Here is a 24,920-nt window from a genome sequence, read left to right as displayed (position 1 = left end):
GACCGCCCTATGACCCCCATGCCCACCTCCTCCCTGCTGGCCTGGCTGCCCGTCTGGCAGCGCAACTTCCTGGTCTGGCGCAAGCTGGCCCTGCCGGCCATCCTCGGCCACCTGGCCGACCCCATGATCTACATGCTCGGCCTGGGCTACGGCCTGGGCAACCTGCTGCCCTCCCTGGACGGGGGCCAGTCCTACGTGGCCTTCCTGGCGGGCGGCATCATCTGTTCCTCCACCATGAACGCGGCCACCTTCGAGGCCCTCTACTCGGCCTTCTCCCGCATGCACGTGCAGAAGACCTGGGAAGCCATCCTCAACACCCCCCTGGGCCTGGCCGACGTGCTCATGGGCGAGCTGACCTGGGCCGCCACCAAGTCCCTGATCTCCGGAGCCGCCATCCTGGCGGTGGTGTTCGCCCTGGGCCTGACCCAGGGCTCCCTGCTGCTCTGGGCCCTGCCGGCCATCGTGCTCACGGGCCTGGCCTTCGCCGCCCTGGGGCTGATCTGGAATGCCCTGGCCCCCTCCTACGATTTCTTCATGTACTACTTCACCCTGTTCATCACCCCCATGACCCTGATCTCCGGGGTGTTCTTCCCCAGCGAGCAGCTGCCCGGCTGGCTCGCCGTGCTGGGCACCTGGCTGCCCCTGGCCCAGGGCGTGGCCCTGGTGCGTCCCCTGCTGAACGGCCAGGTGCCCCCGGACATCCTCACCCCGGTACTCACCTTGCTGGCCCTGACGGTGGTGTCCTACGGCATCGCCCTGAAGCTGACCCGGCGCCGGCTGATGAAGTAAGCCCCGCCCTGGCGGGGCGATGCGCCTTCAGAACAGCTCGAGCAGCTGCTTGATGATCAGCACGCTGACCACGCCCAGGAAGGCCTTGCGCACGAAACCGGCACCGTGCTTGAGGGCCAGATGGGTGCCCAGGTAGGCGCCCGCCAGATTGCAGGCGGCCATGGTCAGGCCGACGAGCCACAGGATGGGGCCGTGGCTGATGAAGAAGGCCGTGGCCGAGAGATTGGTCGCCACATTGACGACCTTGGCGCTGGCCGAGGCGCGCACGAAATCCAGGCCGAACAGGCGCACGAAGCCGAAGATCAGGAAGCTGCCGGTCCCCGGGCCGAAGAAGCCGTCGTAAAAACCGATCACCAGGCCGAACAGGGCGCCGCGCCAAAGGTCGCCGGGGCGGGCCGCATGGGTTTCCTCCTGCCCCAGGTTCTTGCGCAGGAAGGTATAGATGGCCACCGCCAGCATCATCACCACCACCAGGGGCCGCATGGCGTCCCGGGGAATCCAGGCCACCACGGCCGCGCCCAGCCAGGCCCCCAGCAGGGCGGCCCCGGTGGCGGGCAGGACCAGCCGCCAGGGAATGGAAACGGCCCGGGCGTAGCGCCACAGGGCGGCGCTGGTGCCGGTGATGCTGGCCACCTTGTTGGTGCCGAACAGGGTGGGAATGCTGGTCTGGGGAAAGGCGGAAAGCAGCACCGGAATCTGGATCAGGCCGCCGCCGCCCACCACGGCATCGACCATGCCGGCAAAGAAGGCGGCGGGAGCAAGGATGAACCATTCAATAGTCATGGCAGGCGCAAAAAAATGGACCCGGCGTAGAGGCGCCGGGTCGGGTAACAAGGGCTGGGCCCTGGGGAGGATTATCTCAGGCCGTGGCCGGCACGGGGGCCTGGGCGTCGGCGGGCAGCATCCCTTCAGCATCGGCGAGGGCCTCATCCACCGGCTCGATGGCCCCTTCCCACTTGGCGACGGCGGCGGTGGCAAGGGCATTGCCCAGCACATTGGTGGCGGTGCGCCCCATGTCGAGGAAGTGGTCGATCCCCAGGATCAGCAGCAGGCCGGCCTCGGGCAGGCCGAACATGGGCAGCACGGCCGCCACCACCACCAGGGATGAACGGGGCACTCCGGCCACGCCCTTGCTCGAGATCATCAGCACCAGCAGCATGGTGATCTGGGTGCCCAGGCTGAGATCGACCCCATAGGCCTGGCCGATGAACAGGGCAGCGAAGGCGCAGTAGAGCATGGAACCGTCCAGGTTGAAGGAATAGCCGAGCGGCAGCACGAAGCCGGTGATGCGGTCGCGTACCCCGAACTTTTCCAGCTGTTCCATCAGCTTGGGATAGGCCGATTCGCTGCTGGCGGTGGAGAACCCCAGCAGCATCGGGCTGCGCACCAGCTTGAGCAGGCGGAACACCTCCTTGCCGAGCACCGCATAGCCGGCGGCAATCAGCACCAGCCAGAGCACGGCGAGGGCGATGTAGAAACTCGCCAGCAGCTTGCCGAAGACCACCAGCATGCCCAGCCCCTGGGTGGTGATGATGCCGGCCACCGCGCCGAACACGCCCAGCGGCGCAAAGCGCATGACGTAGTTGGTGACCTTGAGCATGACGTGCACCACCTCGTCCATGGTATTCACCAGGCTGCGCGCCGCCTGGTTGTGCAGCTGCCCCAGGGCCAGGCCGAAGAACACGGCAAACACCAGGATCTGCAGGATTTCATTGGTCGCCATGGCCTCGAAGATGTTCTTCGGGAAGACGTGGGTGATGAAATCCTTCAGGTTCAGGGCGCTGGTCTTCAGACCCACTGCGGCGCCCACTTCCGGCAGAGGCACGCCCAGACTGGCGCCGGGCTGGAGCAGGTTGGCAAACACCAGGCCCAGGGCCAGGGAGCACAGGGAGGCCCCGACGAACCAGCCCAGGGCCTTGGCGCCGATGCGGCCGACAGTCTTCGGGTCGCCCATGCCCGCCAGGCCCACCACCAGGGTGGCGAAGACCAGGGGGGCGATGATCATCTTGATCAGGCGCAGGAAGATGTCCGTGAGAATGCCGAAATAGCCGGCGATCTCCTTGGCCTCGGCAGGACTGCCGGCCAGGGTGTTGCAGGCATAGCCGACCACGACGCCAAGCACCATGGCGATCATGATCAGGGTGGTCAACCGGTTCATTTTCATGAGGGTTTCCTTCTGGGAATGGAAGAACGCGGGTCAGGCGGCCCGGGGCTGGATCATTTGCGGCCGGGTCAACACCTCGGGGCGCAGTACCTCGGCCAGCTGTTCGGGGCTCATGAGCTGGCGCTCCAGGACGATCTCGGCCACGCCCCGGCCGGAGAGATGCGCCTCGGCGGCGATTTCAGTGGCATTGGCGTAGCCGATGTAGGGATTCAGGGCCGTGACGATGCCGATGGAACGCTCGACGCTGGCGCGCAAGGCTTCCCGGTTGGCGGTGATGCCATCGACGCAATAATCGGCCAGGGTGCGGCAGCCCTTGCCCAGGTGCAGCACGCTCTTGAACAGGCTGTGGGCGATGATGGGTTCGAAGGCGTTCAGCTGCAGCTGGCCGGCTTCGGCGGCGAAGCTGACGGTCATGTCGTTGCCGATCACTTCGAAGGCGATCTGGTTCACCACTTCCGGGATCACCGGATTGACCTTGCCCGGCATGATCGAGGAGCCGGCCTGGCGCGGCGGCAGGTTGATCTCCCCTAGCCCGGCGCGGGGGCCGGAGGAGAGCAGGCGCAGGTCGTTGCAGACCTTGGAAAGCTTGACCGCCACTCGCTTCAGCACCCCGGAGAGCTGCACGAAGCTGCCGCAGTCCTGGGTCGCCTCGATCAGGTTGGGGGCGGTGAGCACCGGCACGCCGCTGATCTCCACCAGCTTGCGGCAGGCAATGGCGGCATAGTCGGGATGGGCGTTGATGCCGGTACCGATGGCGGTGGCGCCCAGGTTGATCTCGCGGATCAGCAGCGCCGCTTCCTTGAGCCGCTCCTCATCCTCACCCAGCATAACCGCGTAGGTGGAGAACTCCTGGCCCAGGGTCATGGGCACCGCGTCCTGGAGCTGGGTGCGGCCCATCTTCAGCACGTCGGCGAATTCCACGGCCTTGCGCTCGAAGGCGGCGCGCAGGTAGGCCATGGCATCCACCAGGCGGAAGATGCCCACATAGGTGGCCAGCTTCAAGGCCGTCGGATAGACGTCATTGGTGGACTGGCTCATGTTCACATGCTCGTTGGGATGCAGGAACTGGTACTCGCCGCGCTGGTGGCCGAGGATTTCCAGGGCCCGGTTGGCGATCACCTCGTTGGCGTTCATGTTGGTCGAGGTGCCGGCACCGCCCTGGATGACATCCACCACGAACTGCTCGTGCCACTGGCCGTCGATGATTTCGCGGCAGGCGGCGACGATGGCATCGGTGCGCCGGGTATCGAGCAGACCCAGCTGCCGGTTGGCCTGGGCAGCGGCCTTCTTGATCTGGGCCAGGGCGCAGATCAGGTCCGGATAGACGGCGATGGAGATGCCGGTGATGTTGAAATTCTCCAGGGCCCGCAGGGTATGGACGCCGTAGTAGGCAGCGGCCGGCACTTCGCGGTCGCCCAGCAGGTCATGTTCGAGGCGGTGGGATGATTTTTGGGTCATGCTGTCTCCTGGCAGTGTTGTCGTCGGACGGGGAACATCCGCTGGCTTCTGCATTGCACAGCCCATGCCAGCGACAACAGATTTGCCGAGCATTGATTTCACGACGGTTTTTCCAGGGGAACGAAACGAAAGTGCCGGTTTTCCGATGCTCCGGCCCGGCCAAGGCTCGGTTTTCCGAAGTCCGAAGACGGCGGACAGGGGCAGGCGGGCCCCGGTTGAAGCGTTTGCGGGAAATCAGCGCGGCGGGAGGCCGGCAGCGGCCCGGCGCCGATGTCCGGCTGCAGCAGGTGTCGTTGGGACAGGCCGGCGGCTCAGGCAGCCCCGGGCTGGAGGCCGGCCAGAATCAGCATTTCCGCCTCGTGGGCGGCCACCGGGCGGGAGTACAGGAAGCCCTGGCTGTAGCCCACGCCCATGGCTGCCAGAATCTCCGCCTGACGGGGCAGCTCCACCCCTTCGCAGATCACGTCCTGGCCCAGACGCCGGGCCAGCTGCACGATGGTTTCCACGAAGTGCCGGTCGTTTTCCTGCTCGTGCAGGTGGCTGATGAAGGAGCGGTCCACCTTGAGGGTGTCGATGGGCAGCCGGTGCAGGTAGGCCAGGGATGAGTAACCCGTGCCGAAATCATCGAGCAGGATGCGGATGCCCATGGCCTTGAGCGCATGCAGCAGGGCAATGGCCCGCTCGGTTTCCTGCATCAGGGCGCTCTCGGTGATTTCCAGCTTCAGGGCCGTGGGCGGCAGGCCGCTCTGGGCCAGGGCACCGCGCACATGCTCCAGGAGCTGGGCATGGACGATCTGCTTGCTGGAAAGATTGACGCTGACGCTGAGCTCCCGGGCCGCCGGAAAACGCTCCCGCCACTGGCGCAGCTGGCGGCAGGATTCTTCCAGCATCCAGCGGCCCAGGGCCACGATCATGCCGGTTTCCTCGGCCACGGGGATGAACTCCAGAGGCGAGATCAGGCCCTTGCCCGGGTGGTTCCAGCGCACCAGGGCCTCGAAACCCGCCAGGGTCTGCCGCTCCAGGTCCACGATGGGCTGGTAGTAGGCCTGGAACTGCCCCCTTTCCAGGGCGTGGCGCAGGTCCATTTCCAGCTCCAGGCGGCGCACCGCCTGGTCGTGCATGTCCTGGTCGAACACCATGTAGGCGCCGCCCCCTTGCTCCTTGGCCCGCACCATGGCCAGGTTGGCGTCGCGCAGCATCAGCTCCGGCTGCTGGTATTCGCTGCCGCTGGCGACGATGCCGAAGGACACGGTGCTGAACACCTCGTGCTCATGGAGGGCGAAGGGCAGCTGCAGCTTCTGCTGGATGCGGCTCACCACATGCAGGGTGGAACTCACGTCGCGGATGTCTTCCAGGAGGATGCCGAACTCGTCCCCGGCCAAGCGGGCCACCATGTCGGTGGGCCGGATGGTGTTGCGGATCAGGTTGGCCACGCTCATCAGGAGCAGGTCCCCCATCCGGTGCCCGAGGCTGTGGTTGATCACCTTGAAACGGTCCACGCCGCAGTGCAGCACGGCAAAACGCATTTCCGGACGCCGCTCCTGGCGGCGGAAGGTGTGCTCCAGGCGGTCCAGGAACAGGCTGCGGTTGGGCAGGCCGGTGAGCCCGTCTACGAACACCTCGGGCAGGTGGGCCTCTTCGGCGCACAGATGCACGGCGGTTTCGTGGGCCGAGGCATAGAACAGGGCCTCGGCCGCGTCGTAGGTGAGGTTCCACACCACGCCCAGGTAGCCCCCCTCCTTACGGCTGCAGCGGCTGGCAAAGCGCAGGGTCGTGCTGCCGCTTCGGCCCATGGCCTCCAGTTTCTCCCGGCAGGCTTCCCGGTCCCCCTCGTAGAGCAGGTCGAGAAAGCTCACCTGCTGCAGCTCCCCCAGCCCGTAACCCAGGGCCTCGGACCAGGCATCGCTGATCAGGTTCAGGTGGCCGCTGCGGTCGAACACCAGCAGCAAGGTGTCCGGCAACTTGAGGAAGGCGCTGCTCAGGGGCGGAGGGTCACTACGGGGTCGATACATGCGTAAGCAATGGGCATCAGGAAGGGCCATTATGTCCCAAGCCGCCCGCCGCTGTGAATGACCGTTAAAATGGCGCCCATGTCGCCCATCCTGCTCGTCCTCACCAACCTGCCCGACCAGGCCAGCGCCGAGCGTCTGGCCGCCACCCTGATCGGCAACGGCCTGGCCGCCTGCGTCAACATCCTCGCCCCCTGCCGCTCGGTGTATCGCTGGCAGGGCCAGGTGGAAAGCGCCACGGAAATCCCCCTGCTGATCAAGACCCGGCCGGAACGCTATGGGGAACTGGAGGCGGCCATCCGCAACCAACATCCCTACGAACTGCCCGAAATCATCGCCCTGCCCGTAAGCAGCGGCCTGCCCGCCTACCTGGAGTGGGTGCACCAAGAAACGGAGGGGCCATGGCCCGTTTGCTGAACTCCCTGCGCCTGTTCGCCGTCCTGGCGACCCTGTTCTCCCTGCTCGGCACCGCCCCGGCCCGGGCCCAGGAATTCCTCGATCCCCTGCAGGCCTTCCAGCCCAGCGTCCGCGCCCTGGATGACCGGACTCTGGAAGTCAGTTTCAAGATCGCGCCCGGCTACTACCTGTACCGGGACAAGTTCCGCTTCAGCGCCGGGGAGCTGACCCTGGGCACGCCGGAACTGCCCAAGGGCAAGGAAAAGCAGGACGACAACTTCGGCCTGATGGAGGTGTATTACAAGGCGGTGAGCCTGCGTCTGCCGGTGGAGCGCAACAGTTCCGGCCCCCTGGCCGTCACCCTGCAGATCACTTCCCAGGGCTGCGCCGACAAGGGCATCTGCTATCCGCCCCAGACCCAGACCCTGACGGCGGAGCTGCCTGCCGAGGGCAGCGTGCCGCCGGCGCCCCCCATGGGCCAGGAGCGCAGCGGCGACGAAAGCGGCCTGATCGCCGCCACCCTGGGCCAGGCCGGTTTCTGGACCAATCTGCTGATCTTCTTCATCGCCGGACTGGGGCTGGCCTTCACCCCCTGCGTCTTTCCCATGATTCCCATCCTCTCGGGCATCATCGCCGGCCAGGGCCGGCAGGCCTCCCGGGGCCGGGCCTTTGCCCTGTCCCTGGTCTATGTGCTGGGCATGGCGCTGACCTACACCGCCGTGGGCGTCGCTGCCGGACTCAGCGGCACCCTGCTCTCCGCAGCCCTGCAGAACGTCTGGGTGCTGTCGGCCTTCGCCGGCGTGTTCGTGCTGCTCTCCCTCTCCATGTTCGGCTTCTACGAACTGCAGCTGCCCGCCAGCCTGCAGAGCAAGCTCTCGGAGGAGTCCGGCCACCTCCAGGGCGGACGGGGCATCACGGTATTCCTCATGGGCGCCCTCTCGGCCCTGATCGTCGGTCCCTGCGTCGCCGCCCCCCTGGCCGGCGCCCTGCTCTACATCGGCCAGACCGGCGATGCGCTGCTGGGCGGCGCCGCCCTGTTCGCCATGGCCCTGGGCATGGGGGTGCCGCTCTTGCTGGTGGGCCTCTCCGCCGGCACCCTGCTGCCCCGCTCGGGTCCCTGGATGGAGGGGGTGAAGCGCAGCTTCGGCGTGGCCCTGCTGGCCACCGCCGTGTGGCTGGTGTCGCCGGTGATCCCGGTCCTGGCCCAGATGCTGGCCTACGCCCTGCTGCTGATCTTTTCCGCCATCTACCTGCACGCCCTGGACCCCCTGCCGCCCCAGGCCAAGGGCTGGCAGCGCTTCTGGAAAGGCCTGGGGGTGATCATGCTGCTGGCGGGCGCCGCCCTGATCCTGGGGGCCCTGGGCGGCAGCCGCGACCCGCTCCAGCCGCTGGCCGTGTTCAAGGGCGGCGCCCAGGCTGCCGAAACCCCGCTGCCCTTCACCCGGGTGGCCGACCTGGCAGCCCTGGAAGCCCGGGTGGCCGAGGCAGCCGCCGCCGGCCGGCCGGTGCTGCTGGATTTCTACGCGGACTGGTGCGTCTCCTGCAAGGAGATGGAGCGCTTCACCTTCAGCGATCCGGCCATCAAGGCCCGCCTGGAGCGTTTCACCCTGCTGCAGGCGGACGTGACCGCCAACAGCCCCGACGACAAGGCCCTGCTCCAGCGTTTCAAGCTGTTCGGCCCGCCGGGCATCATCTTCTTCGACCCCGCCGGCCGGGAAATCCCCGGCCTGCGGGTGGTGGGCTTCCAGGATGCCGCCGCCTTCGGACAGGTCCTGGACCGGGTCCAGTCCCGTTGAGGCCCGGGCGTACGTGCTAAAATCCCAGCCCTCGTCAAGCCTCCAGAAACCCTCCCTATCATGTTCTCCGGAATTGTCGCGGCCGTGGGCCGCATTACCCAGTTGACGCCCCGGGAAGCGGGCTTCCGTCTCACCGTCGAACCCGGCTCCCTGGACATCTCCGATGTGGCCCTGGGTGACTCCATCGCCCATGCCGGCGTCTGCCTCACCGTGGTGGACAAGGCGGCCGACAACAGCTGGTACTGCATCGACGTCTCCCCCGAGACCCTGTCCTGCACCCAGGGCCTGGCCGAACCCGGCGAGGTGAACCTGGAGAAGGCCCTGTGCCTCAACGACCGCCTGGGCGGGCACCTGGTGTCCGGACACGTGGACGGGGTGGGCGAGGTGCTGCGCTTCGACCCCGTGGGCGACAACCGCCTGCTGGAAATCCGCGCTCCCCACGCCATTTCCAAGTACATCGCCAGGAAGGGTTCGGTGACCGTGGATGGCTGCAGCCTGACCACCAACACCGTGGAAGGTGACGTGTTCACCATCAACCTGATTCCCCATACCCTGGAAGTCACCACCCTGAAGCACCTCAAGCCGGGCAGCCGGGTGAACCTGGAAATCGACCTGATCGCCCGTTACACCGAGCGCATGCTGGCCTGGGAAAAGGAAAGCGCCTGATGTCTCCCACCAACCCCGCCATCGCCTCCACCGAAGAGATCATCGCCGAGTTCAAGGCTGGCCGCATGGTCATCCTGGTGGACGAGGAAGACCGGGAGAACGAAGGCGACGTCGTCGTCGCCTCCCAGTTCATCACCCCGGAAGCCATCAACTTCATGGTCACCCACTGCCGCGGCCTGGTGTGCCTGACCATCACCGAGGACCGGGCCAAGCAGCTGGGCCTCACCCAGATGGCCCGGGACAACAAGACCCCCTACGGCACCGCCTTCACGGTGTCCATCGAAGCCGCCGAAGGGGTCACCACCGGCATTTCCGCCCAGGACCGGGCCCGCACCGTGCAGGCCGCCGTGGCCAGGAACGCCGTGCCGGAAGACATCGTCCAGCCCGGCCACATCTTTCCCATCACCGCCCGCCCCGGCGGCGTGCTGGTGCGCGCCGGCCACACGGAAGCCGGCTGCGACCTGGCCATGCTGGCCGGGCTCGAACCCTCCTCGGTGATCTGCGAGATCCTGAAGGAAGACGGCACCATGGCCCGGCTGCCGGACCTGATCGAGTTCGCCCGGGAACATGGCCTCAAGGTGGGCACCATCGCCGACCTGATCCACTACCGGGCCAGCTCGGAAACCCTGGTGGAGCGGGTCACCTCCAAGCCGGTGCAGACCCCGCATGGGGAATTCACCCTGCACGCCTACGTGGACCGGGCCTCCGGCGCCTCCCACCTGGCCCTGGTGAAGGGCGAGATTCCCGCCTCCGGGGAAACCCTGGTGCGGGTCCATGAACCCCTGTCCGTGCTCGACTTCATCGACCCGGCCAGCCACCCGGCCTCTTTCAGCATCGACCAGGCCCAGGCCGCCATCGCCAGAAACGGCCACGGGGTGATCGTGCTCATGCACCGCCCCGAAGGCAGCGCCGAGATCCTGGCCCGCCTCACCGCCGAACCCGGCACCCAGAAGCGCAGCCTCAAGTGGGACCCGCGCATCCACGGCATCGGCGCCCAGATCCTGCGCGACCTGGGCGTGACCCGCATGCGCCTCCTGTCCAGCCCGCGCAAGATGCCCTCCATGACCGGCTTCTCCCTGGAAGTCACCGGTTTCGTCGCTTCCCCCGAGGAGTTGAACTGACATGCCCCGTTTCGACAACGTCTACGAATATCCCGAATCCCTGCACGGCACCGGCCTCAAGGTCGGCATCGTCATGAGCCGCTTCAACCAGGACGTCTGCGAAGGCCTGCTCTCCGCCGCCGTGACCGAACTGAAGCGCCTGGGCGTGGCCGACGCGGACATGCAGATCTGCACCGTTCCCGGCGCCCTGGAAATCCCCCTGGTGCTGCAGACCCTGGCCCAGAGCGGCAAGGTGGATGCCCTGGTGGCCCTGGGCGCCGTGATCCGCGGCGAAACCTACCACTTCGAGGTGGTCTCCAACGATGCCTGCCGGGCCGTGATGGAAGTGCAGCTGCACACCGGCATCCCGGTGGCCAATGGCATCCTCACCTGCGAGGATGACGACCAGGCCCTGGTGCGCATGCAGCAGAAGGGCACCGATTGCGCCCAGGCTGCCGTGGAAATGGCCCGCCTGCTCGAACAGGTGAAAACCCGTACCGCCCGTCTTTGAACCGGAAAGCCCCCATGACCGAAACCCGAGCCGCCCCCACCCCGGAAGCCAAGCAGCCGCCCAAATCCCCCCGCCGCCGGGCCCGTGAGTTCGCCCTCCAGGGGCTCTACCAGTGGCGCGTCGGCGGCGCCGACGAGGCCGCCATCGAGGCCCACCTGCCGGAGCTGGAAGGCTACAAGAAGGCCGACCAGGAACTCTGCCGTACCCTGGTGCGCGGCGTGCTGCGCCTGCGGGAATCCCTGGAAGGCCAGCTGGCCGAAGCCCTGGACCGCCCCTTCGCCGAGCTCTCCCCCATCGAGGCCAACATCCTGCTGATGGCCACCTACGAGCTCACCCAGTTCCCCGAGACCCCCTACCGGGTCATCATCAACGAGGCCATCGAGCTGGCCAAGAGTTTCGGCGGCACCGACGGCCACCGCTACGTGAATGGCGTGCTCGACAAGATGGCCGCCCGCCTGCGCAGCACCGAGGTGGAAGCCCGGCGCAAGCAGAAGTAAGCCGCAGCAGTCCTCCGGCCATGGGTGAATTCGACCTGATCGCCCGCCATTTTGCCCGCGCCACCCCCCAGGCCCTCCTGGGGCCCGGCGACGACTGCGCCCTGGTGCGTCCCGAGCCGGGCATGGAACTGGCCATCACCACCGACATGCTGGTGGAAGGCACCCACTTCCTGCCCGACACCGATCCCCGGGACCTGGGCTGGAAGACCCTGGCCGTCAATCTCTCCGACCTGGCCGCCATGGGCGCCCGGCCCCGCTGGGTGCTCCTGGCCCTCAGCCTGCCCGCTGCCGACGAGACCTGGCTTGCCGCCTTTGCCGAAGGCCTGCATGGCTGCGCCCGGGAATTCGGGGTGGACCTGATCGGCGGCGACACCACCCGGGGGCCCCTCAACCTGTGCGTCACCGCCATCGGCGAAGTGCCCGCCGGACGGGCCCTGCGCCGGGACGGCGCCCAGGCCGGGGACGACATCTGGATTTCCGGCCAGCCCGGCCTCGCCGCCCTGGGCCTGGCCCAGCTCCAGGGCCGCCTGCAGCTGCCGGCGGCCTGGCAGACCCTGTGCATCAAGCGGCTCCAGGCGCCCCGCCCCCGGGTGCAGCTGGGTCTGGCCCTGCGCCCCCTGGCCCACGCCGCCATCGACATCTCCGATGGCCTGCTCGCCGACCTGGGCCACGTGGCCCGCCGCTCCGGCCTCCAGGCCCGGCTGGCCCTGAACCAGCTGCCACGCCTGCCGGAAGGGGTGGACCGGGCCACGGCCCTGGATGCCCTCCTGGCCGGCGGCGACGACTACGAACTCTGCTTCACCGCCCCCTCCAGCCAGCGCCTGGCCCTGGGCTGCATCGCCGCCGACCTGGATATTCCCCTGTGGCGCATCGGCAAGATGGAGGCCGCCGAGGCCAGCGCCGATGCCACCGGCCCGGTACTGCTCCTGGACCCGGACGGCCAGGTGATCGAGTGGGCACGGCTGGGCTACGACCACTTCGCCTGAACTCGGGCCAATGAAAACGGCACCCGCAGGTGCCGTTTTCGCTTAGAGGCCCGGAAGCTCAGCGGAAGATGATCACTTCTTCCTTGCGCTGTTCCCGCTCAATGACGGTTTCCCGCACCGGGTAGTCGCCGCTCAGGGCCGCCAGCTGTTCTTCCAGCTGCTTGATCACGTCCACGCCCAGGCTCTTGGAGACTTCCGACATCACCTTGCCCCGGTTCAGGACCACCCGGCCGCCCCGGGAGGACATGAGCTTGGTGTCCTGCCCCTCGCCCATGGCGGAGAAGGAGGCCTTGACCTGGTAGTTCTTGGTGCTGATCAGGCTGAACTCACCCACCAGTTCCAGGCTCAGGGTGTGGGACACCGTGTCCGTATTGTCGATGGGGTTGGCTTCCTGGCGGAATTCGATGCTGTTGATGGAACCGAACAGCACATAGTCCGCCCCGGGGTACATGCCCTGCTTGATGCGGGCAATGACGTCGTAGAGCTTTTCCGAGTTCTTGGCAGTGAAGGGCTTGGCCTGGCTCAGCTTGAAATAGCCGGACTTGAGCATTTCCCCCTTGATGTCGGCTGTGAATTTGCGTAGTTCGCCCCGGTCGATATAGGAGTAGGTGCCTTCCTCGTAGGAGAAGCTGGACTCGGAGCGGGCATTGACCGAACCGCTGGAGCGACGGGAATAGCTGTAGTCGCTTTCCCGCTCGCTTTCACGGCCGGTGGCCCGCAGGGAGGACTTCTCCGTGGCCTTGATGGAGCGGAAGTACTCCTGCACCCGCTCCTCGTAGGCCAGGTCGGTGACCGCCACCTTGAGGGGGCCGGCGGCCTGGACCGCCAGGGTGCTGCCCAGCAGGGCAGCGCCCAGCAGCAGTTTCTTGAGAAAGGCACTCATGGTTTTCTACCCCCGGCTCAGCGCTTGGCGGACTTGCGGATTTCCTTCTCGTCGGACCATTCGACGATGCCGGTCTCGATCTCGATCAGGCGCAGGTTCATCTTGTAATAGACGTCCTTGACGGTGGAACCCTTCTTGACGATGGAGGAGATGCTGCCGTCCAGGCGGTACTTGGCGCCTTCCATGTTGCCCACCTTGGCGGACTTGGACTTCTTGTAGAGGCCGCTCTGGTTCTGGCGGCGCAGTTCGTCCACCTGGTTTTGCATGTCCTCGCCGCCGATCACGTACTTGACGCCGTTCTTCTGCAGCTGGGTCAGGATGGTGTCGGTGATCAGGCGGGTGTCGAAGTATTCGCTGGTCTTGTTCTGCACCGGGGAGGCCATGAGCAGCTGGCGCTTCTTGATGGCCGTCTGGACTTCCGGCGTCTGCAGCAGGGACTGGGTCATCTTCTCGGCGATCATCTGGATGTCGGTGGAGCCCAGGTCGGTGGTCACGGTTTCCACGGCCTTGGCGTCGCCGTAGCTGACGCTGCCGTCACCGGCGGCAGTGGGGGACGTGGTCTGGCAGGCGGACAGGGACAGGGCCAGCAGGGCGGGCAGCAGCAGGGTCTGGGGCTTGAAAGCGATCATGGGGGTCTCCGAAAAAGGGAAGGGTTCAGGGATTATTGGTTGGTGATGCCGCCCGGGGCATTGTTGCCGGAGAAGGGGGCGCCTTCATTCTCGGGACTTTGCATTTCCAGACGGAAGTCGGTGGCCTTGAAGCTGGGCGAGACGACGCTGATGACCTTCTTCTGCAGGCCGTGGATCAGCTCGGGCTTCCAGGGCTCCTCTTCCCAGACGGTGAAGCCGTCATCATCGAGCCAACGGAAGCGATAGTACAACTGCTGCTTGTCGCTGCTGCTGTTGGCGATGGTCACCTGGATGCGCAGCAGGCCGTCGCGCTTCACGGCACGCATGTCGCTCACCTTGAGGTGGGTCATCTTGCCCAGCTCTTCCACCTTGCTGGCGATGCTGCCCCCTTCGGCAGCCTGGAGGATGAAGGGGGTGCCCAGCAGGGCGAGCCCCAGGGCGGCAGTCATGGCTATCTTCTTCATGGTCGGACTCCGGAACGGTTACTTGGTCTTCCTGGGGGCCTTGCCGCGCGGCTTGGCGGGCGGAGGCGGTTCGTCGGTGAAGGCATCGGCCCAGGCTTCCACCCGGGGTTGCCCCACATAGACCGCCCCGTTGGTGAGGCGGATGGGAATCACGGTGACCCGGTTGCCGACGGTGATCTCGGTCTTGTACACCCCGCTACCGGTCTGGAACTCGATGGGCACGGTGCCCCGGGGCAGGATGGCGCGGGCCACGGCCAGACGCTCGGGCAGGGTGCGCCAGGCCCGTTCGTCGGCTTGCTCGGTGGCCACGGAGGCGATGCCGGCGATGATGCCGGCCACGGCGCCGCCATGCTTCTGGGCCTGGTACTGGAGGGCCGACTTGGCCACGGCACGCACCACGGTACGGCCGATGATGCCGGGCAGCTGGTCCTTCAGCTGGCGGCGGGCCATGGCATCCACATTCACCAGGGTTTCCACCGTCAGCTCCTTGCCGTTGGCCTTGAGGCTGGCGGGCATGTAGCTCTTGCCCTCGGACTTGATCACCGGGAAGGACAGGGGCGTGGCCACCCACTTGCGATTGACCGGGATGGGCAGGGGAATGGTCACCGACTTCCAGGCCGGGGCGAAACCGCTTTCCACCACGAACAGCACGTCGGTCTCGTTGGGGCCGGGCTTGTTGCGGCCCACCTTGCCCACCTTTTCCTTGATCAGCTTGCTGTTGGGCTGCAGGGCCAGGGCATTCCGGTAGCCGGGCTCGGCCAGGGAGTATTCGCCGGTGACTTCGAAGAAATAGCCGGCCAGGTAGTGGGCGAAGGCATTCTGGAAGCCGTTCTTGAGCTGGCGCACCTCGGGGCTGTCCAGCTCGTCCAGGGGATAGCCCTTGGCGGCCAGATCCTTGGTGTCGGTCTTCACCCCCTGCTTGTCCTGCTCTTCCTTGAGCTTGTCGTATTCCTTCTCCCGGAAGCTCTCGATCAGCTTTTCCCGCTCGTAGGTCTTCTTCATTTCCACCCGGGCCAGGTCGAAATTGCCCAGCAGGATGTGGTCCAGGGTCAGCTTGGCGGACAGGAACACCTTTTCATAGTCCTGGCCGTCATAGCGGCGCACCCGGTCGCTCACCAGGAAGGAACCGATCTCGCCCAGCACCTTGGTGGGATTGGCCCGGTATTCGTCTTCCCAGGTGCGCACGATCTCGTCGGCCATCAGCCAGCTGTCGCGGCTGCCTTCATATTCCTTCTTCAGGCAGAGGAGCTCGCCCTTCTCGAAGTAGTAGAGGATGTCCCGGCCATTGACGGAATCCAGCACCGTGCTTTCCTTGGCCTGCCCCTCCTTGTCCTTGGGGGCATCGCTGGCAAACAGGGGCTTGTTGTTGCGCTCCAGCTGGTTCAGGGCATCATCCACCTGACCGCTGCGCACCAGGCTTACGGTACCACGCATTTCCTGATCGTAACTGCGGAGGGGGCTGCCGGCACAACCGGCAAGCAGGAGGGAGGCCGCCAGGGCGGTGAGAAGAAAACCGGGAACAGGAAAGCGCATGGAGAGCCAGGGACCTAGTCGAAAATATGCGGATGATGTAGGAGCGGCCGGGCTTTGTCCATGCCTAGTTTTGTCCCCATGCAAGCGCCACGCCGGGAATCCGGGCTGATGGCATAATCCCGGCAGCCCCCCACGAAAGGAGAATTCCCATGTTCTGTTCATCCTGCGGCGCCCCCATTCAGGAAAGCGATGCCTTCTGCGGCAAGTGTGGCGCCAAGGTCGGCGCCCCGGCGGCCACGCCCCCCACCTCGGCCAGCACCGGCAGCGATGGGGAGACGGACAAGCTGCTGGCCATCCTGGCCCACCTGGGCGGCATCTTCTTCGGTTTCATTCCCGCCCTGGTGTTGTACCTGGTCAAGAAGGATTCCCCGGGCTGGGTCCTGGAAAGCGTGCGCGAGGCCCTGAACTGGCAGATCACCGTGATCATCGCCAGCTTTGCCTGCTTCCTGCTCAGCTTCATCCTGATCGGCATCTTCCTGTTCTGGGTGCTGCTCATCGCCAACCTGGTGCTGTGCATCCTGGCGGCGGTGAAGACCGGCGACCAGGTCGTGTACCGCTATCCCTTCGCCCTGCGCCTGATCAAGTGAACAAGCCCCCCAGCCTGCGCTTCCTCATGGCCCACCCGGCCCATTTCGTCGCCCTGGGCTGCGGCAGCGGCCTGTCCATGTGGGCCCCGGGCACCGTGGGCACCCTGTTTGCCTGGCTGACCTTCGTGCTGCTGCGTCCGCATCTGGCCGACGGCCCCTTCCTGGCCTTCCTGGCCCTGGCCTTCGTCCTGGGCGTGGGGGCCATCCAGCGGACCGGCCAGGCCCTGGGGGAGCCGGACCACGGCAGCATCGTCTGGGACGAGATCGTGCCTTTCTGGTTCGTGCTGCTCCTGACCCCCGCCGGCTTCTGGTGGCAGCTGGCCGCCTTCCTGCTGTTCCGCCTGTTCGACATCAGCAAGCCCCAGCCGGCCCGCTGGTTCGACCGCAACATGAAGAACGGCCTGGGCGTGATGCTGGACGACGTGATGGCCGCCGGCTACACCCTGCTCTGCCTGGCGCTGCTGAAATGGCTGCTGAACTGACCCAGGCGGGCCTGGAGGCCCTGGCCAGCCAGGTGGGGGAAACCCTGCTGGCGCGCGGCGAGATGCTGGCCACGGCGGAATCCTGCACCGGGGGCTGGGTGGCCCAGTGCCTGACCGCCATCGCCGGTTCCTCGGTCTGGTTCGAGCGGGGCTTCGTCACCTATTCCAACCAGGCCAAGATGGACATGCTCGGGGTGCCGCAAACCCTGCTGGAAAAACACGGGGCAGTGGCCGAAGCCACGGCCCGGGCCATGGCCCAGGGCGCCGTGGAGCACAGCCGGGCCCAGTGGAGCCTGGCCATCACCGGCATTGCCGGTCCCGGCGGCGGCAGTGCGGAAAAACCCGTGGGGCTGGTGTGTTTTGCCTGGGCCCGGGCCGAGGGGGGCTGCATCGCCCGCAGCGCCCGTTTTGAAGGAGACCGGGAAGCCGTGCGCCGCCAGGCGGTGGCCTTCGCCCTGAACGGTTTGCTGGAACAGCTGGTGAATTAACCTTAAAACCTTAGTTGAACCACAGAGACACAGAGGCCCTCAGGAAAAACAAAAGCCAGTCTGGATTTCCCTAAGCACCTTCCGGGTGCGGGCTGAAAATCATGCGGGTATTTGTCTTAATGAATTTCTCTGCGCCTCTGTGCCTCTGTGGCAAACAGGTCTTGATGCTCAACCGGGCAGGGGCTCGAACAGGGCGGCCAGATCGGCCTCGCCGAACTTGGTGTCGCTCTGGTGCTGTTCCGAGAGGATGCCGGCGGCCAGTTCCGCCTTCTGTTCCTGCAGGGCCAGGATCTTCTCCTCGATGCTGCCAGCCGCGATCAGTTTGTAGACGAATACCGGCTTGTCCTGGCCCAGGCGGTGGGCCCGGTCCGTGGCTTGGTTCTCCACAGCGGGGTTCCACCAGGGATCGTAGTGGATCACCGTATCGGCCGCCGTCAGGTTGAGGCCGACGCCGCCGGCCTTGAGGCTGATCAGGAAGATGGGCACCTCGCCGGCCTGGAAGGCCTTGATCGGGGTTTCCCGGTCCTGGGTTTCCCCGGTCAGGCGCACATAGCCCAGCCCGATGGCCTCCAGCTCGTCCTGGATCAGGTCGAGCATGGTGGTGAACTGGGAGAACACCAGGATGCGCCGCCCCTCATCCACCAGTTCCGGCAGCATGTCCATGAGCAGGTCCAGCTTGGCCCGCTCCTTGACCTTCCGGGCCACGGCGGACTTCACCAGGCGTGGGTCGCAGCACACTTGGCGCAGCTTCAGGAGCGCGTCGAGGATGACGATCTGGCTGCGCCGGAAGCCCCGGCTGGCGATCTCCGAACGCACCTTTTCGTCCATGGCGGCGCGCACGGTCTCGTACAGGTCCCGCTGGCTGCCCTCCAGCTCCACGGTGCGGACGATGATGGTCTTGGGCGGCAGCTCGGTAGCCACGTCGTCCTTCTTGCGGCGCAGGATGAAGGGCCGCAGGCGCCGGGCCAGCAGGTCCCGGCGCAGGGTGTCCCCCTGCTTCTCGATGGGATTGCGCCACAGGCGGGTGAAGCTCTTGCTGTCCCCCAGGAAGCCGGGCAGCAGGAAATCGAACTGGGCCCAGAGTTCCCCCAGGTGGTTTTCCAGGGGGGTGCCCGTGAGGCAGAGCCGGTGCCTGGCCTTCAACTGGCGCACCACCCCGGCGCTGCGGCTGCGGGAGTTCTTCACGGTCTGGGCTTCGTCCAGCACCAGCAGATGGTATTCGTGCTGCTGCAGCTGCTCCCCGTCCCGCCACAGGAGCGGGTAGGTGGTGAGCACCACGTCGTACTCGGGAATCTGGTCGAAGAACTGCTTGCGCTCCTGGCCGTGCAGGCTGAGGATTTTCAGGTCCGGGGCGAAGCGGGCCGCCTCGCTCTTCCAGTTGAAGATCAGCGAGGTGGGCAGCACCACCAGGGCCGGCTTGTCCAGGCGGCCGGACTCCTTTTCCAGGAGCAGGTGGGCCAGGGCCTGGGCGGTCTTGCCCAGCCCCATGTCGTCGGCCAGGATGCCGGCCAGACCCTGTTCGCGCAGGTACTGGAGCCAGGCCAGGCCGGCCCGCTGGTAGTCCCGCAGGTCCAGCTTGAAACCCCGGGGCGGGTCGATCTCACGCACTCCCTGGCTGGCCTTGAGCCGCTCGGCCATGGCCAGCACCGCCTCGGCGCCGCGGAACTGCCAGCGGCTCCGGTCCTGGAGCTCTTCCAGGCGCGGCGCATCCAGGCGGGACAGGCGCAGGGGACCTTCCCGGTAACCGTCGAACAGGTCGATCAGCAGCCGGGCCAGGGGCTTGAGCCGCTCCGCCGGTACCCGCAGGCGCCGCTCGTCCTCGGTCACCAGTTCAATGGCCTCGTCGGCGGCGATGTCGGCCAGGGAGATGGCGTCCAGCCAGCGCTCGTCGCGCCGGAACAGGTCGGCCAGCAGGGGCGCCAGGGGCAGGCGCTGGCCTTCCACCACCACCCCCATGTCCAGATCCAGCCAGCCGCCGGCTCCTTCATTGATGTCCGCCTCCCAGGCGTCCACCTCCAGGTAATGGTGCCGGAAGCGGGGCGAATACTGGACCCGCCAGCCGCCCTCTTCCAGGGCCTCCAGCCCCGTGTCCATGAACCGGTCCCAGTCATCCTCGGAATCCAGCCCGTAGAGCTTGGGAGGACGCTTGCCAAAGCAGTACAGGGTCTGCCCCGGCACCGGCTCCAGACCCTGGAGGCCCAGCTGCTCCAGCAGCCGGGCTTCGGCCTCGGGCTGGCGCTTCAGGCGCAGCAGCTCGCCGCCGGGCAGGGTCACGTATTCCCGGGGATCGTCGAAGGCCAGGCGCACTTCCCCGTAGCAGAGGGTGGCCTCGGCATAGTCGAAGGCATCGGCATTGAAGTTGGTGGCATAGCCGCGCCAGGCACGGATGCCGTGCACCGCAAGGGTATCGAGCTGCAGCTCGCCCCGGGGCGCCTCGTCCACCACCCGGCAGCGGGCCGCCAGATCGGCAGCCGGCACCGGCACCCCGGGCGCCACCTCGGCCAGGGCGTCGGCCACCAGGGCGGCTTCCTTGGGCGACAGGGGCGGCAGGGTCAGGAGTTTCTGGGCCAGGTCCGGAGAGAGCTCCAGCAGCAGGGGGCCGGCCCAGCCCTCCTCCATGTCCAGATACCAGGGCGGGATGGTGGGAATGATCAGGGTGGCTTCCGGCTGGGCCAGCAGCCGGGGCTGCTGCAAGCCCTGGCCTTCGGCCTGCCAGATGATCTGCCCGGGCCGGGCCGGGCCTTCGGCCAGGATCACCGGGGGCGAACCGGCCACCAGCCGCCCCGAGGCCAGCAGCTTGCCCAGGAGCTCGGCGCCCTTCTGGGGGGTGAAGGCAAAGCCGTCCTGGGCAAAGTAGGGACTGCGCCCGGCCCAGAGCAGGCGCAGGATGGGCAGGTCGTCGTCTTCCACGAACTGGGGCGGCTGCACCAGGGCCTTTTCGGTCAGGGTCCAGGGCCGGGCCGTATCCGGACGCACGCCCTTGAGGGGGCGGATGCGGGATTCCCCGCTCTGCCAGTCGAGCAGGTAGAACAGCCGGGTCTTGCTGGCGGCACCGGACTTGCTACGGGTCTTTTCCACCGCCTGGCTCAGGTGGCGCAGGTCGGTGATCCAGGACAGCACCCCGGGGGAAACCCGTTCCGGGTCGGCGCGCTCCTGCAAGGCATGCAGCAGCACCGCCGCCGCGTGCTTGCACTGGTGCCGCACCGGGCAGGTGCAGCCGGCCATGATGCCGTGTTCGGGCCTGTCGCCCAGGAAATGCACCAGCACCAGGTAGGGATGGGCGGCCGAGCCCTGGACCTCGGCCACGATGCGCCCGGGCTTCACGTCCAGCTTGGACACCTTGTTGAGATAGCCCTCGCCCTTGGCGACGGTGGCCTTGCCCAGCCATTCCAGGACGTGGGCGCGGGTGAAGGTTTCGGAAGCGGTAGATTTACCCACGGGCACCTAGATCAGCAGGGAGGCCGCAATCAGGGCCAGCAATAAGGCAATGACCAACAGCCAGCGATTCTGCTGGTGCTGGACGGCGATCAGACGTTCGAGCTGGGGCGCCAGATCGGCCCGGGGCGGACGGGCCAGGGCCTGGTGCACCAGGCGCGGCAGCTGGGGCAGGGTGCGGGCCCACTGGGGCGCTTCCTGCTGCATGCCCTTCAGCACCCCGCGCCAGCCCAGTTGCTCGCTCATCCAGCGTTCCAGGAAGGGCTTGGCGGTCTTCCACAGGTCCAGGTCCGGGTCCAGCTGGCGGCCCAGGCCTTCGATGTTGAGCAGGGTCTTCTGCAGCATCACCAGCTGGGGCTGGATTTCCACGTGAAAGCGGCGGCTGGTCTGAAACAGCCGCAGCAGCACCTTGCCGAAGGAAATGTCCTTCAGGGGCCGGTCGAAAATGGGTTCGCAGACGGCCCGGATGGCGGCCTCGAATTCATCCACCCGGGTGTCAGCCGGGGCCCAGCCCGACTCGATGTGGGCCTCGGCCACCCGCTTGTAGTCACGCCGGAAGAAGGCGAGGAAATTCTGGGCCAGGTAGTTCTTGTCGTTGTCGTTGAGGGTGGCGACGATGCCGAAATCCAGGGCGATGTAGCGCCCGTCCGCATGGACGAAGATGTTGCCCGGATGCATGTCGGCGTGGAAGAAGCCATCCCGGAACACCTGGGTGAAGAAGATCTCCACCCCGGCCATGGACAGTTTTTCCAGGTCTATGCCCTGGGCCCGCAGGGCGTCGATGCGGGAAATGGGGGTGCCGTGCATGCGCTCCATGACCATCACCGTGGAGGTGCACCAGTCCCAGTACACCTCGGGCACGATCAACAGCTCGGAACCCTCGAAATTGCGCCGCAACTGGGAGCAGTTGGCGGCCTCGCGCATCAGGTCCAGCTCGTCGCGCAGGTACTTGGCGAACTCCGCCACCACCTCCCGGGGCTTGAGGCGCTTGCCGTCGGCCCAGACCTTCTCCAGCAGCAGGGCCGCCGCGTCCATCAGGGCCAGATCGTGCTCGATGACGCCGCGCATGTTGGGCCGCAGGATCTTCACCGCCACGTCGCGGCCGTCGGGCAGGCGGGCAAAATGGACCTGGGCGATGGAGGCCGAAGCCACGGGCACCGGGTCGAACTCGGTGAACACCTCGGCCACGGGCTTGCCGTAGGCCTTCTCGATTTCCTTCAGGGCCAGTTCGGAGGAAAAGGGCGGCACCCGGTCCTGGAGCCGGGCCAGCTCATCGGCGATGTCGGCGGGCAGCAGGTCCCGGCGAGTGGAGAGCACCTGGCCGAACTTGACGAAGATGGGCCCCAGATTCTCCAGGGCCAGGCGCAGGCGCTCGGCCCTGGGCCGGGACAGGTCGCGCCAGAACTGCAGGGCGTTGGCCAGCTTCACCAGGCGCCCCGAGGGTTCCAGGTCGAACACCATCGAATCCAGCCCGTACTTGCTGGCGACGGCGAAAATCTTGAGTAGGCGGAAAAGGCGCATGGCAGGTGGCGGAAATCAAGCGGGCAAGTTTAGCCGGAAAAATGGCCAGAGTCCTGCCTTTTGGGCATTGCCGCCGGCCCCCGGAGGCTGGCCGGGCGCCCCCAGCTTTACGTGGGTATAATCGCCCCTTTGCTTTTCGCCAGAAATTCAATGGCCCACGATTCCAAGACCCAATTGACCGCCCTGCTGCAGCAGGCCCTGGCCAGCGTTGCCCCCGAGGCGGCCGACACCCCGATCCAGCTGGAGCGCCCCCGGGACGCCAGCCACGGGGACTTCGCCACCAACCTGGCCATGCAACTGGCCCGGGCCCTGAAGAAGAACCCCCGCGAGATCGCCCAGCGCCTGGTGGCGGAACTGCCCGTCTCCAGCCTGGTGACCAAGGCCGAGGTGGCTGGCGCCGGCTTCATCAACTTCACCCTGGATGCAGGCGCCAAGACCGACGTGGTCAGGACCGTGCTGACGGCGGGCAGCGCCTATGGCCGCTCCACCCAGGGCGGCGGCCAGAAGGTGCAGGTGGAATTCGTTTCCGCCAACCCCACCGGCCCCCTGCACGTGGGCCACGGCCGCGGTGCCGCCTACGGGGCCAGCCTCGCCAGCCTGCTGGCCTACGCCGGCTGGGACGTGACCCGGGAGTATTACGTCAATGACGCAGGCCGGCAGATGGACATCCTGGCCGTCTCCACCTGGCTGCGCTACCTGGAACTGCACGGGGTAAGCGGCATCGCCTTCCCCCCCAACGGCTACCAGGGCGACTACGTTCGCACCATGGCCGAACAGCTGAAAACCGCCAAGGCCGAGCGCTACGTGCGCCCCGCCGAAGCCGTGCTGGCCGGCACCCCGGGCCTGCCCGAGGCCACCCGGGACGACCCGGAAGCCAAGACCCAGCGCGAACAGCACCTGGACGCCCTGATCGCCAACGGCAAGCACCTGCTGGGCGAGGACTGGCACGCGGTACACCAGCACGCCCTGACCGAGCAGCTTTCCGACGGGCGCAGCGACCTGGAGGAATTCGGCGTCCATTTCGACGTCTGGTTCTCCGAGAAGGCCCTGTTCGACACGGGCCTGGTGGCCCGCTGCGTGGACCAGCTGGAAAAGGCCGGCCACCTGTACGTTCAGGACGGCGCCAAGTGGTTCAAGTCCACCGCCTTCGGGGATGAGAAGGACCGGGTGGTGCAACGCGAGAACGGCATCTACACCTACTTCGCCTCCGACATCGCCTACCACCTGAACAAGTACGAGCGCGGCTTCGACAAGGTCATCAACATCTGGGGCGCCGACCACCACGGCTACATTCCCCGGGTCAAGGGCGCCATCGCCGCCCTGGAGCTGGACCCGGAGAAACTCCAGGTGGCCCTGGTCCAGTTCGCCGTGCTCTACCGCAATGGCCAGAAGGCTTCCATGTCCACCCGCTCCGGCGAGTTCGTCACCCTGCGCGACCTGCGCGCCGAGGTGGGCAACGACGCCTGCCGCTTCTTCTACGTACTCAGGAAGGCCGACCAGCACCTGGACTTCGACCTGGACCTGGCCAAGAGCCAGACCAACGAGAACCCGGTCTACTACATCCAGTACGCCCACGCCCGGGTCTGCTCGGTAATGAACCAGTGGGGCGGCGAGGAAGCCAGCCTGGCAGAAGCCGATCTGGCCCGCCTGGACAACCCCCGGGAGCTGGCGATTGCCGCCAAGCTGGCCCAGTTCCCCGAGATCATCGACGCGGCGGCCGCGGATCTGGCCCCGCATCAGGTGGCTTTCTACCTGAAGGACCTGGCCGCCGAATTCCACGCCTGGTACAACGCCGAGCGCATGCTGGTGGACGACGAGGCCCTGAAGCTGGCCCGCGTGTCCCTCGCGGCTGCCGTCCGTCAGGTGATCCGCAATGGCATGGGCATGCTGGGTGTATCCTGCCCGGCCAGCATGTAAGGAGAACCCATGAGTCGCGACATGAAACCGAAGAAGGCCCCGAGCCGGAAGAAATCCGGCGGCGGCACCCTGGTGGGCATGTTCATCGGTCTGGTCCTGGGCGTGGTCATTGCCGCCGGGGTGGTCTGGTACATGAACAAGACCCCGGTGCCCTTCGTGAACAAGGTCCAGCAGGTCCCCAGCAGCAACGCCAACCCGGGCCAGGCCCCGATGGCCCTGCCCGGCAAGCCCGGGGACCCGGTGCCGGAAAAGCGCTTCCAGTTCTACGACATCCTGCCCGGCAAGGCTGAAGCCGTGCCCGGCAAGGAACCGCCGAAGACGGCCGAGGTCAAACCCGCCGCCCCCGCAGACGCCAAGAAGGAAGAACCCCAAGGCAAGCCCCATTACCTGCAGGCCGGCGCCTTCAGCCGCGCCCAGGATGCGGACAACCTCAAGGCCAACCTGGCCATGATGGGTCTGGAAGCCAACGTGCAACAGGTGATGGTGCAGGACAAGACCTTCTTCCGCCTGCGCCTGGGTCCCTATACCAAGATCGAAGACGCCAACAAGGTCCGTTCCGAACTGGCCAAGGCTGGCGTGGAAACGGCCCTCGTCGGCAAGGAGTAAAGC

The 24,920-nt window shown here is 66.7% G+C and carries 23 protein-coding genes; 13 read left to right on the top strand and 10 right to left on the bottom strand.

All coding sequences use genetic code 11. The annotated features are described in order from the left end of the window. Nucleotides 1–9: 9 nt before the first annotated feature. Nucleotides 10–789, top strand: coding sequence for an ABC transporter permease (locus tag G474_RS0107680; RefSeq protein ID WP_026686459.1), 780 nt, complete (start codon nt 10–12; stop codon nt 787–789). Between the two features lie 27 nt (nt 790–816). Here G474_RS0107680 and G474_RS0107675 read toward each other — a convergent pair whose 3' ends face one another. The 4 genes from G474_RS0107675 to G474_RS20040 form a co-directional block, all read right to left on the bottom strand. Continuing rightward, on the bottom strand, nt 817–1,572 hold the full coding sequence (locus tag G474_RS0107675) for a sulfite exporter TauE/SafE family protein (RefSeq protein WP_026686458.1): 756 nt from the start codon (nt 1,570–1,572) through the stop codon (nt 817–819). 76 nt (nt 1,573–1,648) lie between these two features. Beyond that, the gene (locus tag G474_RS0107670; protein WP_245589324.1) at nt 1,649–2,947 is read right to left on the bottom strand and encodes a dicarboxylate/amino acid:cation symporter; all 1,299 of its coding nucleotides are present in this window, start codon (nt 2,945–2,947) and stop codon (nt 1,649–1,651) included. Nucleotides 2,948–2,986: 39 nt separating this feature from the next. Then, entirely contained in the window at nt 2,987–4,411 is a 1,425-nt protein-coding gene (gene aspA, locus G474_RS0107665) for an aspartate ammonia-lyase (protein ID WP_026686456.1), read from the bottom strand. A gap of 311 nt (nt 4,412–4,722) precedes the next feature. Then, entirely contained in the window at nt 4,723–6,423 is a 1,701-nt protein-coding gene (locus G474_RS20040; RefSeq protein ID WP_156919194.1) for a putative bifunctional diguanylate cyclase/phosphodiesterase, read from the bottom strand. Between the two features lie 78 nt (nt 6,424–6,501). On the opposite strand from G474_RS20040, the gene cutA reads away from it, so the two are divergent. The 7 genes from cutA to thiL are packed head-to-tail and all read left to right on the top strand — an operon-like array spanning nt 6,502 to nt 12,372. Then, nucleotides 6,502–6,837, top strand: a complete 336-nt coding sequence (gene cutA / locus G474_RS0107655; RefSeq protein WP_026686455.1) for a divalent-cation tolerance protein CutA — start codon at nt 6,502–6,504, stop codon at nt 6,835–6,837. Continuing rightward, on the top strand, nt 6,822–8,612 hold the full coding sequence (locus G474_RS0107650) for a protein-disulfide reductase DsbD (protein ID WP_026686454.1): 1,791 nt from the start codon (nt 6,822–6,824) through the stop codon (nt 8,610–8,612). The genes cutA and G474_RS0107650 overlap by 16 nt, the downstream gene beginning before the upstream one ends. Nucleotides 8,613–8,672: 60 nt before the next feature. Beyond that, nucleotides 8,673–9,278: a riboflavin synthase gene (locus G474_RS0107645; RefSeq protein WP_026686453.1), complete on the top strand. Its 606-nt coding sequence runs from the start codon at nt 8,673–8,675 to the stop codon at nt 9,276–9,278. Further along, nucleotides 9,278–10,399: a bifunctional 3,4-dihydroxy-2-butanone-4-phosphate synthase/GTP cyclohydrolase II gene (ribBA, locus tag G474_RS0107640; RefSeq protein WP_043463645.1), complete on the top strand. Its 1,122-nt coding sequence runs from the start codon at nt 9,278–9,280 to the stop codon at nt 10,397–10,399. Before G474_RS0107645 ends, ribBA begins: the two co-directional genes overlap by 1 nt. A gap of 1 nt (nt 10,400) precedes the next feature. After that, nucleotides 10,401–10,889, top strand: coding sequence for a 6,7-dimethyl-8-ribityllumazine synthase (ribH, locus tag G474_RS0107635; protein WP_026686451.1), 489 nt, complete (start codon nt 10,401–10,403; stop codon nt 10,887–10,889). 14 nt (nt 10,890–10,903) lie between these two features. Then, on the top strand, nt 10,904–11,386 hold the full coding sequence (nusB, locus tag G474_RS0107630) for a transcription antitermination factor NusB (protein WP_026686450.1): 483 nt from the start codon (nt 10,904–10,906) through the stop codon (nt 11,384–11,386). A 20-nt stretch (nt 11,387–11,406) separates the two neighbouring features. After that, entirely contained in the window at nt 11,407–12,372 is a 966-nt protein-coding gene (gene thiL / locus G474_RS0107625; RefSeq protein ID WP_026686449.1) for a thiamine-phosphate kinase, read from the top strand. A 58-nt stretch (nt 12,373–12,430) separates the two neighbouring features. Here the strand turns inward: thiL and G474_RS20035 are convergent, their stop codons facing one another. The 4 genes from G474_RS20035 to G474_RS20025 are packed head-to-tail and all read right to left on the bottom strand — an operon-like array spanning nt 12,431 to nt 15,782. Then, nucleotides 12,431–13,255 (bottom strand): hypothetical protein, encoded by an 825-nt coding sequence (locus G474_RS20035; RefSeq protein ID WP_051282066.1) that lies wholly within the window; start codon nt 13,253–13,255, stop codon nt 12,431–12,433. 17 nt (nt 13,256–13,272) lie between these two features. After that, nucleotides 13,273–13,884: a penicillin-binding protein activator LpoB gene (lpoB, locus tag G474_RS0107615; RefSeq protein WP_043463642.1), complete on the bottom strand. Its 612-nt coding sequence runs from the start codon at nt 13,882–13,884 to the stop codon at nt 13,273–13,275. A 32-nt stretch (nt 13,885–13,916) separates the two neighbouring features. Beyond that, nucleotides 13,917–14,348, bottom strand: a complete 432-nt coding sequence (locus tag G474_RS20030) for a DUF1425 domain-containing protein (RefSeq protein WP_043463639.1) — start codon at nt 14,346–14,348, stop codon at nt 13,917–13,919. Nucleotides 14,349–14,366: 18 nt separating this feature from the next. Beyond that, nucleotides 14,367–15,782, bottom strand: coding sequence for a COG3014 family protein (locus G474_RS20025; protein ID WP_156919193.1), 1,416 nt, complete (start codon nt 15,780–15,782; stop codon nt 14,367–14,369). Between the two features lie 248 nt (nt 15,783–16,030). Here G474_RS20025 and G474_RS20020 point away from each other — a divergent pair, with 248 nt between their 5' ends. From G474_RS20020 to pncC, 3 genes are read left to right on the top strand one after another with little or no spacing between them, the layout of a single operon-like run. Beyond that, the gene (locus G474_RS20020) at nt 16,031–16,468 is read left to right on the top strand and encodes a zinc ribbon domain-containing protein (protein WP_084513644.1); all 438 of its coding nucleotides are present in this window, start codon (nt 16,031–16,033) and stop codon (nt 16,466–16,468) included. Between the two features lie 26 nt (nt 16,469–16,494). Then, nucleotides 16,495–16,950, top strand: coding sequence for a phosphatidylglycerophosphatase A family protein (locus G474_RS0107595; RefSeq protein ID WP_043463711.1), 456 nt, complete (start codon nt 16,495–16,497; stop codon nt 16,948–16,950). Continuing rightward, nucleotides 16,935–17,438 carry a nicotinamide-nucleotide amidase gene (pncC, locus tag G474_RS0107590; protein ID WP_026686446.1) on the top strand — a complete coding sequence of 168 codons (504 nt, stop codon included), beginning with the start codon at nt 16,935–16,937 and terminating at the stop codon, nt 17,436–17,438. Before G474_RS0107595 ends, pncC begins: the two co-directional genes overlap by 16 nt. 168 nt (nt 17,439–17,606) lie before the next feature. Here the strand turns inward: pncC and G474_RS0107585 are convergent, their stop codons facing one another. Then, on the bottom strand, nt 17,607–20,876 hold the full coding sequence (locus G474_RS0107585) for a DEAD/DEAH box helicase (RefSeq protein WP_043463709.1): 3,270 nt from the start codon (nt 20,874–20,876) through the stop codon (nt 17,607–17,609). A 6-nt stretch (nt 20,877–20,882) separates the two neighbouring features. Then, entirely contained in the window at nt 20,883–22,394 is a 1,512-nt protein-coding gene (ubiB, locus tag G474_RS0107580) for a ubiquinone biosynthesis regulatory protein kinase UbiB (protein ID WP_026686444.1), read from the bottom strand. A gap of 150 nt (nt 22,395–22,544) precedes the next feature. Here ubiB and argS point away from each other — a divergent pair, with 150 nt between their 5' ends. After that, nucleotides 22,545–24,311, top strand: a complete 1,767-nt coding sequence (gene argS / locus G474_RS0107575) for an arginine--tRNA ligase (protein ID WP_026686443.1) — start codon at nt 22,545–22,547, stop codon at nt 24,309–24,311. 9 nt (nt 24,312–24,320) lie between these two features. Next, a complete protein-coding gene (locus tag G474_RS0107570) occupies nt 24,321–24,917 on the top strand; it encodes an SPOR domain-containing protein (RefSeq protein ID WP_026686442.1) in 597 nt (198 codons plus the stop codon). Nucleotides 24,918–24,920 lie beyond the last annotated feature (3 nt).

The organism is Azovibrio restrictus DSM 23866, from assembly GCF_000429665.1.
GTDB classification, from domain to species: domain Bacteria; phylum Pseudomonadota; class Gammaproteobacteria; order Burkholderiales; family Rhodocyclaceae; genus Azovibrio; species Azovibrio restrictus.
This window is presented reverse-complemented; position numbering and strand designations above follow the sequence as displayed.